This window comes from Nocardia sp. NPDC056564 (assembly GCF_042793755.1).
In the GTDB taxonomy this organism is placed as follows: Bacteria; Actinomycetota; Actinomycetes; order Mycobacteriales; family Mycobacteriaceae; genus Nocardia.
This window is the reverse complement of record NZ_JBHTUR010000003.1, coordinates 668,231-684,831: the sequence shown is the minus strand read 5'-3', so window position 1 is coordinate 684,831 and position 16,601 is coordinate 668,231. Positions and strand designations below refer to the sequence as shown.

Sequence of the window (16,601 nt, the reverse complement as noted above, 5' to 3'; positions counted from 1 at the left end):
CTTGGCGCAGAACGCTAGCGCAGTACGCGGGCGACGAGTTGATCGGTGAACTCCCTCGGGAGGGGCCCACCGGTCACCAGCGCGCGGTAGTAGATCGGGCCGACCAATTGATCGACCAGGAAGTCGATGTCGGTGTCCGGTGGCAGCTCGCCGCGGTCGAGGGCGCGTCGCAGGGGTAGGCGTTCGCGGTCGCGTTGGTGGTGGAGATGGTCTGTGCGTAGCTTGGTCGCGACGTGTGGATCGTGCTGTGCCTGGCCGGTGAGGGCGCGGAAGACGGCTCCGGCGTCCGAGTTGGTCAGGAATTCGGCGAGGTTGTGCAGGTGGATGCGCAGGTCTTCGGCGAGGTTGCCGGTGTCGGGCGGGGTGAGGTGCTGGGCGGCGTCGTCGGTGAAGGCGTCCAGCAGGATCTCGGTTTTGGACGGCCACCAGCGGTAGATGGTCTGCTTGGCGACGCCGGCTCTGGCTGCGATCCCTTCGATCGTGAGCCCGGCGAACCCGCGCTCGACCAGTAGGTCGTCGGTTGCGTGGAGTACCGCGCGGCGCGCTTGCTCACTGCGCTGATGCCGGTTGCCGCGGTGGGCGGTGTCGCCTGCCATTCGAGTCTCCTCGGAGCTGGAGTGCGGCGTACTCGGCTAGACGCAACGCAACGTTGCGTCTACTCTAGCGGAATGGCCGACGTCGACGACACTGTCTCGAGCGAGCAACCGGACTGCGTCCGCGATCCGGCGAACGGCCACGTCTCGATCGACTGCCTCGGGGACGCCGGCGTGGAGACACGCTGTCGCCCGGGTTCCGCTGCCTGACCGGCGATTCCGGTCCCCTGACGAGAAACGCAACCATGTGCAATGCCTGCGGGGTCGCCACCCACGTCCCTGGATCCGATCCCGAAACCCCCGGTACCGCCCCGGTCCGCAAGTTCGCGGCGCTGCGCAACCGCGACTGCCGGCCGTACCTGTTCGGTGCGGGGCTGGCGATGATGGCCGACAATATCGAGCACGTCATCACCTACTGGGTGCTCTGGCAGAAGTTCCACTCACCAGCGCTGGCGGGATTCGAGGTCATCAGCCACTGGGTGCCGTTCCTGCTGTTCTCCGTCTACTTCGGATCGCTCGCCGATCGCTACGATTGCCGTCGGCTCATCCAGGCGGCGCAGGTCCTGTTCATGGCTGTCTCGGCGGCCTGGGGCGTGCTGTTTCTCACCGGCGCACTGCAGGTGTGGGAAGCGTGTGTGCTGCTCGTGCTGCACGGCTGCGCCGGAGCACTGTGGGGCCCGGGGGAGCAGTTGATGCTGCACGACTTCGTCGGGCGCGAGGAGTTGCCCAGCGCGGTGCGGCTCAATGCCACCTTCCGCAGCCTCGGCATCCTGTTCGGCCCGGTGGTCGGTTCGGCGCTGCTGCTCGGGCTCGGCCCGACCGCGGGCATCTTCGCCAATATCGTGTTCTACCTGCCGCTTACGCTGTTCCTGTTCCGGACCAAGTTCACCGGCCACACGCGCGACGGCCACGTGCCGCGGCCGCGGGTGGGCGTGCTCGATTCGGTGCGCGTGTTCCGCGAGGTCCGGTCGAACCGCACGATGGTCAGCATGATCGTGCTCGCCGGGCTCGGCTCGTTCTTCGTCGGAGCGTCGATGCAGTCGTCCATGCCGATCTTCGCGCACGACCTCGGTGCGGGCGATGCCGGACTGACCTACGGTGTGCTGCTGTTCGCTAACGGGGTCGGCGGAGTCATCGGCGGTGTGCTGCTCGAAGCGACCGGACGGATCAGACCGACGGTCACGGCCGCCGTCGTCAGCACCGCGATCTACGGACTGACGAGCCTGTGCTTCGCCGCCACCACCAGCTACCCGTTCGCAGTCGTGATGCTGGTGATCAGCGGGATAGCCAACCTGGCATCGATGTCGATCGGACAGACCGTCGTGCAACTGCTCGCCCCCGCCGCCGACCGCGGCCGGGTGATCGGGCTCTACGGAGTTTCGTCCAGCGGCCTGCGCGCGGGCAGCGGCTTCACCGTCGGATTGGTCGGAGCGGCTATCGGCGTCCACTGGTCGCTCGGGCTCAGCGCCCTCGCCCTGTGCCTGGGCACCGCGGCCACCGCGCTGTATGTGTGGCGGGGTCGCGCGGCGACCCTGACGACCGGGCAGATGCTTTGAGCGCGGCCTTCTTTCATGCATCCGTCCCGGCCGGGTTGGCCGGATGCGCAGCTGATCGGTGGTTGGGTGGTGCGCACGATGCTCTGCGCCGACAAACAGGTCGCGCGTGCGGACCGCCGCACGAAATGTGTTTCCCCTGATTGATTTTCGATTGATCGACGCTCGGTCGAACTAGACTGGAAGCATCTCGGACGCACAACGGTGTCGCCGTTCTCTTCCCACCAGTGCTGCTGTTCCAATGCCGAAAGCCGGTCCGCGATGTCGCCGTTTTCCCACAAACCTGCCGATACCCGCCTCTGGACCTCCGTCGCGATCGAGGGCGGCGCGTGGTCCGACCAAGCCCCGGTTCCCGGCGCCACCTCACCCACCGCCCCGGCGCTGGCGGTGTTCCAGCACAACCTGTACATGGCTTGGCGCGCAGAAGACAGCACCGACAGCATCTGGCTGTCCTGCACCAGCGACGGTGAAACCTGGTCCACACCTTGGAATCTGCCGTATGTCGGCACTTCCGAGCAGCCTGCCCTTGCCGCGTCGGGGGACGACGGGGTCGAAACACTGCACCTGGCGTGGAAGGGGCAAGGTCGTGATCAGAGCATCTACTGGTCCACCTCGACCGATGGCCAAAAATGGGAGGACCAGCAGATCCTGGGTGGCGCGGAAACCTCTCGAGCGCCGAGTCTTATCGTGTTTCGCGGTGTCCTGCACGCCTTCTGGCGCGGCGGCGAACATCTGATCACCTCGAATCAGAATCTCTACAGCGCCGTCCACGGCGCGACCGGGTGGAGTGCCCCCATGTCGCTGCCCGGTATGGCTTCGGTGGAAAGTCCCGCCCTCGCGGTGCTCGACGACACCCTGTACCTCGCTCATCGCGGAACGAAGGTGCCACTGGACGACGACACGTGGATTCGACTGTGGAGTACCGCGAACGGCGTCTCCTGGATATCGCGGGTCAACCCATCCCAGGCCTACTCCGACCTCGCGCCGGCCCTGGCCGCTCAGGACCGCCACCTACACCTGGCTTGGAAGTCGGCCAGCGGGCCGGAGATCTGGTACTCCGCGTTCGACGGCGACCAGACCTGGCAACCACCGGCACGGACCGCGGCGTTCGAAACCGCCTGCAGCCCAGCGGTATGCAGATTCCGATCCGCCGTCGGCACAGACGAGTTGCATATGGCGTGGCGCGGTTCGACATTGTGAACGGCGATGCGCCACCCCGACCGGCCGGTACCGCGATGGCCGGTACCGCCGCGGGCGTTGTACATCTGCTGGTCACCGCTGTCGAGGAAGACTGTCGGCGCCTGGTCAGGACCACGGCGCCGGGAAACGTCCAGGTCTGCACCAGGGTCAGATCGGCCCAGTTGTCCAGCGCGGTGAAGAACGGCGTGCCGCCACCTACCACGACCGGATGGGTGACGATCGCGTACTCGTCGATCGGCCCGGCCCGCATGGCCACCGCAATCCGTGGCTCGAGGTCATATCCTTTGCGGCGGCCGGCGACTGACATGGCAGCAGGTGGTCGAACTGTGCCGCAGGTGCATGAGTACCCAACGAACTCGGCCGAATTCGCCACGCTCGGCAATATCGTGCATTTGCGTGCGGACTGCTGAGTGGTCCTACAGCGTGCTCGGCGATGCGGCAAGGGGTGGCGAGGCCGAGGCGGATCCGGAACGCGCGGCGAGTTCGGGTCGGGTGCGGCCCGCGTCGTGGCCCACCGGCACCGCGGCCATCGAGAAAGCCGTCGGAATCGCCGGGCAGTGTGCGGCGCGGATGGGCCGGTGACTTCACGATCTGGACGGCCGGTTTCGGGGTGCCCGACCTTTCTCGGGGGTGGCTGCGCGCAACTGCGCTACACCGTCGAGCGCTGGACCGGTGAACGAGTCGAGCCCCGCGCCGAGAATCACGTACTGCGTGAGGGCGTCGGCAATCGAGCGATCCTCGACATACCGCCGCGGGTGCAGACCGCCGCGCGCGCTTCCGTATCCGGTGGACGTGTGTGGCCGACGTGCGGAGGCTGGACTGCACGGGTGGCGGGCGCTGTGTTCAGTGGCGGAAACCATTGCTGTCCGGCTGTGATGGTGTGCCGTACCGTTTCGGCGGCGGGTCGGTGTGCACGGCGAGCACGGCGGTGCCCTGGACCCGGGTGTGGGCGCCGAGGGTCTGCAGCCCGACGGACAACCGCCACGCAACCCTGGCGACGCTGAATTCGGTCCGCTCGTCCATGATCCGGTGGGAGTTGTCCGACTCGGCGTCCGCATCGTCCGGATCGCCCTCGCCGGGGTCGGTGCCGAACATCGAGATATGCAGCATGCGTTGTCGCATGCTGTTCGGCACTGCGGGGGTCTCGTCGGTGGGCGGTGGCCGGCCCGGGCTGCGGTCGATCAGCCAGGCACGCAATTGCTCGGCGTCGCAGTCGTCCGGGCCGATGACAACCCCGTCCTGCAGGTTGCCGTAGGTGGCGTGGTGGACGATCGCACCGTTCTCGGCGACACACCAGCCGGAGAGATAGGCATAGTCGTCCGAGGGCTCGTTGTACCAGTGGGCCGCCCCGAATCGACGGCTCAGCTCCGCGCAGCGGTGGTAAGCGGCCTCGTGCGACTCGTCGAGCATTTCATCATCGGTGAGCACCAGGGTCCAGCCGTCGAGTGCGGGCGTGACGAACACTTCTGGATAGTGACTGGTGTACGGCGGTTGTGCGCTGGTGGTGGGCCAGTCCAGGCTCGCGCGCAGAGCCGTGAGCCGGCGCCGATTCGCCCAGTCCCACATGGCGAATCCGATGCGCAGGGAGACTTCGACCGGTTCGCGCAGGCCGAACGCATCCAGGACGGCGGCCCGATCGGTGGTGGGTACCGCGTACCACGTACCCCGCGGTTGCCGCACGGGCTCGGGGGCCTCGCTGAGCTGTTGGACGCGGAGCAAGCGTCGAATCATGGCCCGATCGGCCGGATCGACCTCGTCCCAACCGATTTCGGCCAATGCCGCCAGCGCGGCGCGCCTGCCTGGGACGCGGGTGCGGCGCACCTGCCGCAATACTCCGGCCACGCCTGGACCCAACCGGACCAGTTGCGCTGTCGCCTCGTTACGCAATTGCTCCACCGAGCAGGACAGCAAGGTCACCAGGACGCGCACCTGTGCGCAGGTTGTTACGTGCTCCTCGCGTGTCTGCTGGTCCGGAGCACAGAACCAGCAACGCACCGAGCCTGACTGCGGCGGCGCGGGCCACTGCGGCGGATACAGCTCGCTGGGTAGCCCTATGGCGGCGGCCAGCCGTGCGCCGAGACCATCGGCCGAGTACGCCAGGACCCGCGCGACCGACGCGAGCACCTCGGACCACGAGGTGCACCCGTCGAGCACGGTGCGGCAATCCGGCCACGCATAGGCGTACTTCTGCGCGCCCAGCACCTCGAGGACGACATGGAAGAAGTCCTGTGGCTCGCCGTTGGCGAACGCCTGGTCATACAGCGTGAGCCAGACACTGCGCCGAACGCTTGGGTCGGGGTCGGTCAACCGAGCCTTGAACTCGGCTGGTTGCACGCTCTCGGGAGCGAAAGCCTGTTGCGTCAGTACACAATCCGGCCACGCGTAGTACAGGCTGTCGTCACCGAGCACCTCGTGTGCCGCCTGCAGCATCCACCGCAGCTGCACGGCGCTGAACCCCCCGACCGGCACCTCGCGCACCGACTTGCGGACCCGCGGATCCCGGTCGGCCAGAGCGGCTCTGTACGCCGTCACACCCATTTCCACGCCCCTGGGTTTTCGGGGTGGGTGCAGCCGGGTTGCGGTGCGGGCCCACGGTGCTGCAGCGGGAACACGGTGGCGACCTCGACCGGTCGCGGCGCAGTGGTGGGGATCATGCAAACCTTCGAAGACGCAGCGATATTCGATTCCGCGTGACGGCGGCGCCGGCACAGTCCAAGTTCCCAGGCTAGCCAATCCACGCCCCGGTTCTCGGTAGCTGCCCTCCGGCCGGCACACCCGGATCCGGGTTTCGGCCGAAACCGGCAGTACGTTTCACGCTGCGGTCCGGGACCCATTCGGTCACGGATCGAACGGACTTGGGCGTGCAACACCCGACCGAGTGCCCTGGCGTAACGCGTAACGCGTAACCGCCACCGGCAGAACGCTTTTCGCGCCCTCACGCCGCGGTAGGGAATAGCTACGAGATCGTTTGCAGGCCAGGAGCTGTGCCCGCTCGAATGCGCACGCCGCACGCATTACAGTACGTGTTCAAGGGGCGGGGAGTAGAGCCACGACGTAGGTGACCGGCAACCCATTCTGTACGCACACGTGATGGCCGGAATCGATGAACCCCAGGCGCTGAACCAGTCGCAGGCTCCGCGTGTTCCATGATTGAACCACCACACGCAGCATGGCTGTTGGATGCGCTCGGCGGACATAGTTGATCACCACACGACCGAAGCTCACACCGTGACCGTTACCGACCCAGATCGGATCCATGCCCACGCCGAGGTCGACCACACCGAGTTCGGCGCCGAGCCCGGGAACTCGCGCTTCTTCTCCGATGCAGTAGAACCCGACCATACGGCTGTCGTCGGCGTCGGCCACGGCCATGTACCCATCGTCTTCATCGGGAAGTTCCTCCTGAGCCGACAGGTTGTAAACCCTCCAGGGGCCGTCGTATCGCCACGCAGCCATGCTGCGAGCGTCTCCAGCGGTCCATGGGCGCACGGTCAAGTGTTCGGGCCATCGGTCACTCATTCGGCCCATCCTCTCTCGATTCGTGGCGCGGTCAAACGAATTAACGACCCGTCGTCGGCATGTGCGTGCGTTGGGAAGTGCTGTCAGCGAGCCGGTTTGGACGGCTGGCCGACGCGCGCCATGCGGCATATGCGGATGTTCGCGTCGACTGAAACCAGCCTGTCGGATTCTCCGTCGCCCTCCTCCCGCCCGCGGCGGGAGGAGGGCGACACGCGGCCTGGGTGACGGCACTCCGTATCCGAACAGCAGCCGACAGGCATTCGGAGCACGCGCTGCTTCCGGATGGCATCGAGAAGAAGATTCACGACGGTGCAGTCGAGGCCCGGGCCCAGTTCCGGTCAGGGATTGACTGCGGTCAGCCTCCATTGGTTGGCCGGAAGATTGCTATACTTCACTTCCTCCTGAAGTGCGAATCCCCTGCTCGACACCATCAGCGTGGTCAGGGAAGCGTCATCCGGATTAGGCTCCTTGATCAATACTTTGCCGTCACCGGCAGATTCGACGCTGAAGCGTGCGGCTTCCGCGCAATTAGCCATGCCGTACATGGGGTCATCGCCTGAACTACCCTGAGGCACGACCCAGACCAGGCATTTGCTCGACCCGTCGCTCTTCACGGTAAATCGACCGTCACTGAACATCTTGCCTCTCGTCCACTGCTGTGACTTCTTGCCTTCCTCGCATTGCTCCATCCCGACGGTATTCATCGCCAGCTCTGTCAGGCACTTCTGGTCGTCGGCGCCCTGCATGGTGAACGAACCTTCCGGAATGAGGTCAGAAGCGATGGCCTGCCCACTGCCGACTACTCCCATCCCTACCGCTGCACACAAAGTGGCCGTCACGCGCACGGCACGATCAATACTCATTGCAACTCCATCGTTAGGGGTGCACCGGCCGATCGGCACACGGTACGACCATCTATTCGGAGCTGCGGCGAATCTGGCTTGCCGCACCGCCGTAGCGTCTGCTCGCACCGTCGACCTGGTCAAGAATGGCCGTCCACCGGCGTCCCGGCGCCGATGGTGTCATCACCCGGCTCCGGGCAGAGCACGCGCTCTGATTGACCAACGCGCGGGTCGCGGCAGAAGAGGATGTTGCGCTCCACGTCTGAGAGGTCTTGGCGGACAACCAATCAGCGGCAGAAACGCCCCGAATGATCAACGGGACGTGGCTGCGGCGAGGGGCCGTCGGGGAACAACTTGTCGGTTTGAGCTTGCCTGCGGTCCCCGTTACCTCGGCAGATGTCGTCAAGGACACGCAAGTGATTCCTCGACGGCCCCAAACGTGAGAAGCGCCCACAACCTTGTCCAGTGATCCAGATCGATGCCAAAGCCGAATCACGAAAAGAGCGGGGCATCGGCGCCTCCGAACATCCGGCCGGTGCAGACACCGACGGCCGCGACGGTGGGCGTCGAAGGGTGAGTCATTATGGCTTGCCGGTGATTTTCAAAGGCCAAGCCACCGACGCATAGAGCGTCTTTGCGGGTTCGAGCCCGAGCTCTTCCTGCCTTAAAGCATCCAACCTCTTCTCGGCTTCTTCCTCGGAAATCCGGCCTTCGGACTGATCAATCTCTACTTGCCCCATATCGTCCCAAATGTCTGATGCCGATCGCCTACTCGTCTGTTCTGCATTGACGACAACCTTTCGGCTGACCCAGCGTGTGCCGTTTTTTACCACGATGCCAGCGCTGTACGGCTTACACGCGGAGTACCAGCTGGAACTGACGTCATAATCGGCTTTCGTGCAGGTGTGATCCGAGAAAGTGGACCCGTGCGTGGTGAGACCGCACGTATTGAAACTCGACTCGAAATTTCCCGCTTGATCGGGGACGGCTGTAGTTGTGTCACCTCTGAGGGCACCCATCGCCGCGTCGGTGCCGATCCGGAGATCAACGGTTTTTCCGGGCATGAAACCGCTGCCTTTGAAGACCGCCGTGAAGCAATCGTGGTCGTTTTTTACAGAGATCTCGGCCGGGCTGACCTTTTCCAGCCGAGGTTCGGGGTCGGCCATTGCGGACGGCGCAACGGTGAGCAAAGCAGCCGCCACAGCGCAACCGGCGCCGGCGAGTCGGAATCCACGATACATTTGCGAACCTCATTCCTGATGTGATGGGTTGCCACTACGTGCTCTCACAATTCGTTGATGTCCCGGTGCTGACGGAAAGCAGTGCAGCGCGTTGTCGGCCCGCACCGCCCCAACGATGCGATACCGCACTACAAACCGCACTAGGACAAGACCTTTCGCTCGGAAGTCGCCGATTAGGTGTTGTGCGTAGATTCGGAGCAGGCACCGCGGCGGATTGGTCGCGAGTCCGACATGCTGGACGCCAACGCTCTTCCGGGCCACCTACCACAACACGACGGCGGCCCGCCATCGATTCAACCGAACCCGGCGCGGGGCAAAGCAAGCGGATTGTGCTGGCGCGCATAAACTCTCGCCACGACTCGCACGCGTCGATACATCCCGTGCGCGGGATCGGGCCAGCTTGCACCCACAGACTTCGCATGGAGCAGGTGTGGTCGCTGTGGCACACGGTAATCGGCAGATGCGGATGTGCTGCGGCGCAGTCATCGTCTCGGCCCACCGTGCCCGGTCGGTCCTGAGGTAACGGTCAGGCCAGGGGCTGGCACTTCCACTCGTTGTCGTATGTCACCTGGAACTGGTCGGCCGCGCCGAACGCGGCTGCGGTGGCAGCGCAGGCTGCTGCTCGCATGGCTGTCGGCTCGGTATCGACCAGGTTCATGCCGGCCCAGATCAATCGCACCGTCCAGTCGGAAGCGTCGATGTCGAGCGTGCCGAGTGCGGCCAGCGCATCGGCTGCTCCTGCGAGCGCCGCGGCGACTTCTTCCCGGTCCCGTTCTGGTTGCACGGACGTAGCATCGGCTGGATCGACCGCCCAGACGACGGCGCCACCGCCAGCCGGATCGGCGTGCGTGAGAACCACTCGGACATACGCGAAAGCACCCCGGCCCCCCGCCTGACGCATCAGCCGGTACTCCCCGACAGACCCGTCCCGTGCCGGCATGAGAGACAGTCTTGCCAAGCGATCTCGGCGAGCACAAGCGTGCGCTCGAGCTGATCCTGGCAGTCGGCGAGAGCGATTGCCTTGCATAGCGTTTCGAGGCCGCGCTGCCAGTACCGGAAACCGGGTCTCGCGTCGGCCGGCGAGTGGGATTGTATGTCTCCGAGAGTGATTGGCGTCTTATCACCCAGGGGTTCGATGGCGGGCTCGTGCGACCGTGGCCATGTCGATCACTCGGATTGCCGCTAACGTGTCGCTTCCACGGAGTGAAAGGCGTTGAGCAGTCCGTAGCCGGATTCGTTGTTCGGCGCGGTGCCGGAGTCGATACCTCCGCAGTTGCTCGTACCGCCTTTCGCGGGCGCCGAGGCGCCGCTGGACAACACCGACAACATCTCCGCATAGGCGATTTGCGGTCTGGCGTTGAGGATCAAGGCCGCGACTCCGGCGGTGTGCGCGGACGCGAACTGGGTGCCATCGCGGGTGGTGTAGCCGCCGTGGTGGTCGGAGGTGGTGATTCCGGCTCCCGGAGCCACGAGGTCCGGTTTGACTCGTCCGTCGGCGGCCGGGCCGCGGCTGGAGAAGGATGCGAGTACATCGGACTCGTCGGTCGCCCCGGAGGCGATGACGCCCGCGGTCGAATCCGCCGGCGACGTGGCAGTTCCGCACTGCGGGCCGTTGTTGCCGATGCCGCCGAACGCGAGGATGCCCGCGGCGTGGAACGCGCGGACTACGTCATCGAAGAACGCGGTCCCACTGCCGCTGTTCCAGCCGATGTTGACGATGTCCGGAGCTTTCGAGCAGTCTGGGTTGGCACCGTCGGTGTCGGTCGGGCACACCAGCCATTGCCCGGCCGCGATGATGTCCGGCTCAGCACAGCCGTCCAGGTCGCATGCCTTGGCCGCGATCCACCTGGCTCCCGGCGCCACTCCGATCCCTTCGCCGCCGACCATGATCCCCGTGGTTCCCGTACCGGTACCGACAGCGTCTTTCGGTGCGGGGGAGTGATCTCGCGGGTCATACCAGCCGTAGTCGCTCCGATATCGAGCGGCCAACGCGGGATGGTCGAGCTGAACCCCGGAGCTCATGTCCGCCACCACGACACCGTGCCCGGTGTTGCCCGTCGCCCATACCTTCGGCGCACCGATACGGTCGATATTCCACTTCACCGAGGCCGCCGCGAGCAGGTCGGCTGTGCTTCTTGCCGCCTGCTGAGGTGCGGGGATGACCTCGACCGTGTCGACACGGCTCACCTCGGGGCGCGCGGCGAGTGGGTCGAGCAGGTCGCGGGAGCCGGTCACCCGGATCGCGTCGACGATCCAGAACGGCTGGAAGTCGGCCTTGGAACGGCGCAGGAAATCGCGTACCCACCGCTGCGAATCGTCGGCGGTCGCCTGCAAGCGCCGCACCACCTCGCTGCTTCTGTCCCCCTTGGCACCGCCGGCCTGCACGCCATCCAGGGCCGCCCCGGCACCGAAGGTGACCATGAACGTGATCGTCTCGCTTTCCGCAGCGGCCGCGCGCAATCCGGGCGATACCTTGCCGCCCAGGCTCGCATGCGCCAGGCCGCTGCCGGCAGGCACGGAGAACAGCACCGCGGCAGCGACTCCGACGACGGCCACGATCCGTCGCCCCTTGTTCGTTCGTCCCATCGGCAACCTGCTTTCCCTTCCGTACGACACGGCCGCTGTATTGAACAGAAGTAGGTTCGTAGCGGTCGAGCTTGCGGATGGTGGTCCGCACAACCGCGGTCCGGCGCGCTTCCGCGGGCCACCACGGGGACCGCGGGCGGAAGATCCCGGTCGCGCTAGAGTTCGGTCGTTCACGAAGACTTGTGTTGATTCGGGGTGTGTGGTGGCGTTCACCAGCCAACAACAGGAAGAACTGCTCGACGAGATCGAGCGGGTTTTACGGGGTGGTTTGCCCGCGGGCGGGTGCGGAGTGTTCACCTGGTCCTCGGTGGGCGATGGGGGCTCCCAGGCCGGGTTCGCGGTTCGCGATAGCGAGGGAAAGCCCATCGCGCATCGCCATCCGGACGGGTTGGCCGACCTGTGCTGGCAGTTGAAGAAGGGCATGCACCGGCCCGAGATCGGGACGTGGTTCACCGTGCGGTGCGAGGTCGACGAAAGTGGTTCGTTCCGTGCTGATTTCGACTACGACGGCGAGCCCTCGATGGGGGCGATACCGGAGCACTACGCCCGGGAGATGGAGTGGTTTCCCCGGGCCGCGGTGCATACTCCGGACTGGTTGAATGCGGTCCTCGATCGGGTTCCCAACGTCTACCTGGGAATCGTCGCCGAACCCGGCGACCGATACGAGGACGAGATCGGCCCGCACCTGGGTGAGGTCGCCGCCGCGTTTCGCCTGGCCGGCTGGGAAGTTCGTCGTGGCTACCGCGGCGAACTCGACCTCAGCATCGAATGGGGGACCCTCGAAACAGTTTCCAGCTACGGACACATTCGGCTGGCGGGCAAGATCGATCCCGAGCGGTGGGCCGTTCTCGTCGACTTGATGACGCGATCGGGTTGGAACGCAGGCGGCGAGCTTTACGAAAACGGCACGGTCGCCGCCGAATTCCATCGACCCGTCGACGGCGACGCACCAGCGGCCGAGTGACACCGCCTCGGCGGGACTGCCATTCGCGCCCGTCGGCGTGGCCTGCTCGCCTCGGGTTCGGTACGAGCGGTTCCGGTTTCGGGGCGGTTTGCCCGGGTAGGCGACCGGCATGGATGGCAACGAGCACGCGGACGACAGCCCAGCCGAGGAGCGGGTCTCGGTATTGCTGATCGCGGATCCGGGCAAACCTGCCGCGGTCGCCGAACGCCTCGCGAAGCGGCTGCCCGCCCGCCTGCTGCGTGGTGACCGTTCTGGGCGGCAGTGGACGGCCCGCGTGCGCCCCAAACCGTATCTCCCCGACGAGCAGGCCGGTCTCGCCGAGGCGATCGACACCGTCGATCCGTCCGCCGAAGCCGAAGACCTGGTTGTCTACCTCACCGATCTGCCCCGCCGCGACGACACCCTGCCGATCGTGGCCGATATCAGTACCGACCACCAGTTCGCGCTCATCTCCGTGCCCGGCGTCGGCGGGCTGCACCTCGAAAATCGCCTCCGCACCGTCACCGAACTCGCGATCAGCCACCTGGTCGGCGACCCGCGACTCACCCCCGCCGGCGCCGAGCGGCAGTTCCCCGCCACGGAAATCCCCGGCGGCACGCGGTATTTCACGCCGCCGGGACTGCGCCGACTGCGCCTGCTCTCGGGGATGGTGCGGGCCAACCGGCCATGGCGATTGGTCACCGGACTCTCGAAGGTGCTCGTCGGCGCCTTCGCCACGGGCGCGGTCGCGCTGGCCACCAGCACCATCTGGATGTTCGCCGACACCATGGGCCCCTGGCGCATGAGCGCGGCAACCATCCTGTCGATCGTGGCGATGATTCTGTGGCTGATCCTCGACCACGAACTGTGGGAGCGCCCGAAATCGCGGTCGGACCGCGATCGATCGGTGCTCTACAACACCGCGACCGTAGTCACCCTGGTCACCGGCGTCGCTGTCTTACACGTCGCTCTGTTCGGACTGTTGCTGAGCACTGCGTGCCTCACCCTTCCCCCGGATCTGTTCGCGCGCATCGTGGGCCACGGAGTGAACTTCGCCGACTACCTCACCCTCGCTTGGTTGCTGGCATCCATCGCGACCATCGGCGGTGCCCTCGGCTCCGGCCTCGAAGACGACACCGCGGTCAAGGAAGCGGCGTACGGGGTCCGGCAGCGCCAACGCCTCGACAAACACCGGAGCAGTTCGGACGCGCCATGATTGAGAGGGCCCGTTCGGGCGAATCGTTTTCCTTACGACACGTCGAGTCCCGGGTTCAGGGCGATCTCCTCGAGCAGCGCTGCTGGCAGGAGGTCGGCGGGGGCGTCGGCGAAGGAGATGTCGATGTGGGTTCCGGATGGGTGGGTGACGGTGACCGTGCGGTCGGTTCGTGGGGTGGGTGCCGGTGCGGCGCTCGGCTCTTCATGGGTCTGGACCACGGTGCCGTCCGGCAGTCGACGGCTCGCGTCGCCGTGCGTGGAGGTGCCGAGGTTTTGCGGGAGCGGTTGCCGGGTGCTGATCACGATGGCCAATCGCGACTGCCCGCCGGGCGTGGTTACGCGAGCCGCCTGGCACACGCCGCTGCCGCGCTCTCCCTGGTGCAGCGCTCCCAACGGCCGGTCCAGGGTCACGCCGTCGAGGGGGAGCTGCGCCAGTACCGCGTTCCATCGGCGAGCCTGGGCCTGATCGATCACCGCGCCGGGTTTGGCGAAGGGCAGGCAGACTTCCGGCGGGCTCGGCGTCCCGGGCGGGACCGGAGCGCTGATGCGTAGGTCGGGATCGGTCACGAGCGTGACGAGTTCATCGATGGCCAAGGGGACTCCTCGGGGACGGCCGCTGCCGTCGGCGGGTTGATCGGTGGCGTTCGCGTGGGCGACCGATCCGTCGGGCAGATATGCCGTGGCGTCGCGCGTAAGGGTGCGAACCCCGTTGATCTCATACCAGGTGTCATCGGTATCCACGATCGTGCCGTCGGGGAGGTGGCGGCGTTCGTCGAGTTCGCCTGCGACGCACGGTGGGATCGGCTTGGTGGCCTGGCGCACGGTCACCGACAGCGCGCCCGCGCGGCCGCCGCGCAGGAGCGTGGCGTTCGCCCTGGTCCACCCGCCGAAGCTCTGGTTCTGCGTGGCATCGCCGAGGATCGGCTGGAACACCAGCGAACGCGTCACCGGGGCGAAGGCGATCTCGACGTCGCCGGGCAGTCCATCCGCCAGCGCCTGCGTCATCACGCCCGCCTTGGGACCGGAGAACCACGGATAGGACGGATTGTCGTAGTCGTGGGTGACGGAGTAAGCCATCCCGAACGTCTGCCGCTCCCGCGGCGGTGCTACGACATCGCAACCGGGGATCCGCACCGGAAACGTGACCGGGGGAGTGACATAGGAGCTGGCCCGATCCGTGGGCTTCGACGACTCCGGCTCGTGCACCAGCCAGGCGACGAGGTAGCCGCCCGCGACGATCGCGACACAGGTCAAGACCACCTTCCAGCGGTGCACCGCCGGATAGGGCCGGGCAGCGTCGTTGTCCTCACCGTTTTTCACGTCCGCCATTGTGGCTGCCGGTACCGACATGTCGCACACTCGTCGGCGCGATCGTCAGCCGTTCATAAGGACATCGCAAGGCTGATGAAGATCATTGAGGCATCCGCGTCCGCGGTGTGACGCAAGGAGAAGCAGTGGGTGGCTTGGCCGATGAGCAGAGCGCGCGGGGTCCGATCTGGGCGCGGCCGCGTTTTCTCAACACGTTGACGTTCGTCACATTCTCGGTGCTGGTGATCGGGCAGGGCATGTGGTGGCTCGGGCATGGCAGACCGTTGTCGTGGATCCTGTTGCCCGCCACGCCGTTTCTGGCATTCCTGCCCTCGGGGGTGATCGTCAGATCGTGCCGGAAACGGTGGACCGCGTGGTGGGCCGGGCAACACGGGTTCAGTTATCACCGTGCGGCCGGCTGGGCGGTACCGGCGTGGAACTTCCCGCCGTTCACCACCCGCCGGGCGCGGCGCAGGCGAATTCGGGACGCGATGCAGGGCACAGTCGGCGCGTACCCGGCGAGCTTCTTCCATCTGACCTGGCTCAACAACAACAGAATCAACGTGAGCACCCACTACCGGAACGTCTTCGTGCTGGACCTGCCCACGGCGCTGCCCCGGTTGACGATGGGCCCGAACTTCGACACCACCGCAGGCACCCGGGTGGAGTTCGAATCCGCCGAATTCAACGGCAAATTCGCGGTGTACTCCGCGAATCCGGCGTTCGCGCATGCGGTTTTCACCCCGCGTACCATCGACCGGTTGATCGACCTCGGCCGGCGCGAACCGGCGGTGTTGCTGACCAAATTCGAGATCACCGGGAATCAGTTGGTCGGCGTGACCACGCTCGGCAACCGTCCGTGGGAGATCACCGCCGTCTTCGACGCGATGCGGGTAATCGCCGACGGAATCCCGCGGTTCGTGTGGTCCGACGGCACGACGACAGCGACCGCTCCGGAAAGGAACGTGGCATGAGCAGCACCGTCGGCATCATCGTCGCCCTGGCGGGAGCGATGATCGTGATCCTCTGGTATTTCGCGGTATACAACGATTTCGTGCGGTTGCGGAACCTGGCGGCCGAATCGTGGCAGCAGGTCGGCGTCGAACTGCAACGCCGTCACGACCTGGTGCCGAATCTGGTCGCGACGGTCGAGCAGGCCGCGGTCTTCGAACGCGGAAGTTTGACGGCAGTGGTCGAGGCGCGCGATCGGGCACACGCCGCCGGCCCGTCGGCGCCATCCCCGAGCCACCGAGCCGCGGACGTCTCCGAGGTCGCCGCTGCGGAGAACGCGCTCACCACGGCCTTGGGGAGCGTGCGCGCGCTCGCCGAGCAGTACCCCACCATGGGCGCCGTCCGAAACTACCTGGCGTTGCAAAGCGACCTGGCCGACATCGAGGACCGGATCGCCGCGGCGCGGCGGTTGTACAACGGCAATGTGCGGGCGCTGAACACGAAGATCGAATCCGTGCCCGCGGGCCTCATCGCTTCGTTCCACCACGTCTCGCCCGCCGAATACTTCGAGATCAGCGGCCCCGAAGCGGGGAAGGCGGCCGACGTCCGCCGACTGTTCGACGCCTCATGACCGCCGGCCGCGGTCGGCG

The 16,601-nt window shown here is 66.2% G+C and carries 15 protein-coding genes and 1 pseudogene; 7 read left to right on the top strand and 9 right to left on the bottom strand.

Features of this window, described 5'->3' with window-relative positions; genetic code table 11:
- Positions 1-14: 14 nt before the first annotated feature.
- Entirely contained in the window at positions 15-596 is a 582-nt protein-coding gene (locus ACFQ9K_RS10960) for a TetR/AcrR family transcriptional regulator (protein ID WP_378723148.1), read from the bottom strand.
- Positions 597-838: 242 nt separating this feature from the next.
- On the opposite strand from ACFQ9K_RS10960, the gene ACFQ9K_RS10955 reads away from it, so the two are divergent.
- Both ACFQ9K_RS10955 and ACFQ9K_RS10950 read left to right on the top strand, forming a co-directional pair.
- Entirely contained in the window at positions 839-2,149 is a 1,311-nt protein-coding gene (locus ACFQ9K_RS10955; protein ID WP_378723150.1) for an MFS transporter, read from the top strand.
- Positions 2,150-2,407: 258 nt separating this feature from the next.
- Complete coding sequence (locus tag ACFQ9K_RS10950; protein WP_378723155.1) at positions 2,408-3,346, top strand: hypothetical protein; 939 nt, start codon at positions 2,408-2,410, stop codon at positions 3,344-3,346.
- Between the two features lie 100 nt (positions 3,347-3,446).
- On the opposite strand, the pseudogene ACFQ9K_RS10945 reads toward ACFQ9K_RS10950, so the two are convergent.
- Positions 3,447-3,605, bottom strand: a pseudogene (locus ACFQ9K_RS10945) (dihydrofolate reductase); the annotation flags it as partial.
- A gap of 137 nt (positions 3,606-3,742) precedes the next feature.
- Here ACFQ9K_RS10945 and ACFQ9K_RS10940 point away from each other — a divergent pair.
- Entirely contained in the window at positions 3,743-3,928 is a 186-nt protein-coding gene (locus ACFQ9K_RS10940) for a hypothetical protein (RefSeq protein ID WP_378723152.1), read from the top strand.
- Between the two features lie 261 nt (positions 3,929-4,189).
- On the opposite strand, the gene ACFQ9K_RS10935 is transcribed toward ACFQ9K_RS10940, so the two are convergent.
- The 6 genes from ACFQ9K_RS10935 to ACFQ9K_RS10910 all read right to left on the bottom strand — a co-directional run bounded on the left by ACFQ9K_RS10935 (position 4,190) and on the right by ACFQ9K_RS10910 (position 11,369).
- Positions 4,190-5,878 (bottom strand): hypothetical protein, encoded by a 1,689-nt coding sequence (locus tag ACFQ9K_RS10935; RefSeq protein ID WP_378723153.1) that lies wholly within the window; start codon positions 5,876-5,878, stop codon positions 4,190-4,192.
- A 495-nt stretch (positions 5,879-6,373) separates the two neighbouring features.
- Complete coding sequence (locus ACFQ9K_RS10930; protein WP_378983099.1) at positions 6,374-6,865, bottom strand: GNAT family N-acetyltransferase; 492 nt, start codon at positions 6,863-6,865, stop codon at positions 6,374-6,376.
- Positions 6,866-7,203: 338 nt separating this feature from the next.
- Entirely contained in the window at positions 7,204-7,728 is a 525-nt protein-coding gene (locus tag ACFQ9K_RS10925) for a hypothetical protein (protein WP_378723424.1), read from the bottom strand.
- 560 nt (positions 7,729-8,288) lie between these two features.
- Positions 8,289-8,948 (bottom strand): hypothetical protein, encoded by a 660-nt coding sequence (locus tag ACFQ9K_RS10920; protein ID WP_378723425.1) that lies wholly within the window; start codon positions 8,946-8,948, stop codon positions 8,289-8,291.
- Positions 8,949-9,474: 526 nt separating this feature from the next.
- Positions 9,475-9,807: a hypothetical protein gene (locus ACFQ9K_RS10915; protein ID WP_378723426.1), complete on the bottom strand. Its 333-nt coding sequence runs from the start codon at positions 9,805-9,807 to the stop codon at positions 9,475-9,477.
- Between the two features lie 323 nt (positions 9,808-10,130).
- Entirely contained in the window at positions 10,131-11,369 is a 1,239-nt protein-coding gene (locus ACFQ9K_RS10910) for a S8 family serine peptidase (RefSeq protein WP_378723427.1), read from the bottom strand.
- Between ACFQ9K_RS10910 and ACFQ9K_RS10905 the strand changes: the two genes are divergently transcribed.
- Entirely contained in the window at positions 11,368-12,498 is a 1,131-nt protein-coding gene (locus ACFQ9K_RS10905) for a hypothetical protein (protein WP_378723428.1), read from the top strand. The two genes, ACFQ9K_RS10910 and ACFQ9K_RS10905, sit on opposite strands and share 2 nt — an antisense overlap.
- A 109-nt stretch (positions 12,499-12,607) precedes the next feature.
- Complete coding sequence (locus ACFQ9K_RS10900) at positions 12,608-13,693, top strand: hypothetical protein (protein ID WP_378723429.1); 1,086 nt, start codon at positions 12,608-12,610, stop codon at positions 13,691-13,693.
- A 32-nt stretch (positions 13,694-13,725) separates the two neighbouring features.
- Here ACFQ9K_RS10900 and ACFQ9K_RS10895 read toward each other — a convergent pair whose 3' ends face one another.
- Positions 13,726-15,012 carry a hypothetical protein gene (locus tag ACFQ9K_RS10895; RefSeq protein ID WP_378723430.1) on the bottom strand — a complete coding sequence of 429 codons (1,287 nt, stop codon included), beginning with the start codon at positions 15,010-15,012 and terminating at the stop codon, positions 13,726-13,728.
- A 134-nt stretch (positions 15,013-15,146) separates the two neighbouring features.
- Here ACFQ9K_RS10895 and ACFQ9K_RS10890 point away from each other — a divergent pair, with 134 nt between their 5' ends.
- On the top strand, positions 15,147-15,974 hold the full coding sequence (locus ACFQ9K_RS10890) for a DUF3137 domain-containing protein (protein WP_378723431.1): 828 nt from the start codon (positions 15,147-15,149) through the stop codon (positions 15,972-15,974).
- Positions 15,971-16,582, top strand: a complete 612-nt coding sequence (locus tag ACFQ9K_RS10885; protein ID WP_378723432.1) for a LemA family protein — start codon at positions 15,971-15,973, stop codon at positions 16,580-16,582. Before ACFQ9K_RS10890 ends, ACFQ9K_RS10885 begins: the two co-directional genes overlap by 4 nt.
- Positions 16,583-16,601: the final 19 nt, after the last annotated feature.